1 protein-coding gene is annotated in these 1,192 nt (G+C 38.5%); it reads left to right on the top strand.

From position 1 onward, the window contains the following. Window positions 1-61: 61 nt before the first annotated feature. Window positions 62-1,176, top strand: a protein-coding gene (locus tag V6256_RS15100; protein ID WP_341599095.1) for an IS3 family transposase whose coding sequence is annotated in 2 segments (ribosomal slippage) — window positions 62-323 and window positions 323-1,176 — 1,116 coding nt in all. Because the reading frame shifts where the segments join, the coding sequence is not laid out codon by codon here. Window positions 1,177-1,192: the final 16 nt, after the last annotated feature.

The raw sequence follows: 1,192 nt of genomic DNA, 5'->3' as shown, positions 1-1,192 counted from the left end.
CCAAAAAATAATAGAAGTCAAAAGTAGAATTTTCTCGTATGCTTTAACGCAGGAGAATTTTATGAAAAAAGCACACTTTACTGATAGTCAAATATTAGCCATTTTAAAGCAAGCCGAAAATGGCGTACCCGTCCCCCAACTTTGCCGAGAGCATGGTATGGGAAATTCTACCTTTTACAAATGGCGAGCTAAATACGGCGGCATGGATGCGTCATTAATGACCCGCATGAAAGAGCTTGAAGACGAAAACCGCCGTTTAAAAAAGATGTATGCTGAAGAACGGTTAAAAGCTGAAATCATTCAGGAAGCCATGGAAAAAAAGTGGTAAAAGCTTCTGAGAGAAAAGTAATGGCTAAAGCATCAATTCAACGCCATAAGATCAGTATTAGCCTTGCATGCCGTATATTTTCGATTAGCGAAACCTGTTATCGCTATCAACCTAAACTCAATAATGATAATGAGCTTATCGCCGATTTACTGTTAGGTTTAGTGCAAAACCAACGTAATTGGGGATTTGGTTTGTGCTTTTTATATTTACGAAATGTGAAAGGTCACCCGTGGAATCATAAACGTGTATATCGCATTTATCGTAAGCTTGAACTGAATATGAGGATCAAGCCAAACAAGCGATTGAAACGTGAAGTACCTGAGCAGTTAAACGTTCCAGAAGCCATTAACGAATGTTGGTCGATGGATTTTATGCATGATCAACTATCTGATGGAAGAAGTTGTAGATTATTTAATGTGATAGATGATTTCAACCGTGAGGGCTTGACTATTGATGCTGATATATCATTGCCAGCAGAGCGAGTAATTCGTTCACTTGATAGAATTATTGAATGGCGCGGTAAACCTAAACGTATTCGTTCTGATAATGGGCCTGAATATATTAGTCATAAGCTTGCGGCTTGGGCTGAAAAACATGGCATTGAATTATGCTTTATTCAGCCCGGTAATCCTCAACAAAATGCGTATATTGAACGGTTTAATCGAACGGTCAGATATGACTGGTTGAGCCATTATATTTATCGAGATATTGAAGAATTACAGGACAGAGCAACACAATGGTTATGGACTTATAATCATGAGCGACCTAACATGGGGCTTGGTGGTATAACACCAATCCAGAAACTAGAATTAACACAGAGAAAAACGTCTACTTCTGATCTCCATTAAAAATGGGGAGATTACC

Source organism: Psychromonas aquatilis, assembly GCF_038155185.1.
GTDB lineage: Bacteria > Pseudomonadota > Gammaproteobacteria > Enterobacterales > Psychromonadaceae > Psychromonas > Psychromonas aquatilis.
The sequence above is the reverse complement of the archived record's forward strand: the minus strand, read 5'-3'. Positions and strand labels throughout refer to the sequence as shown.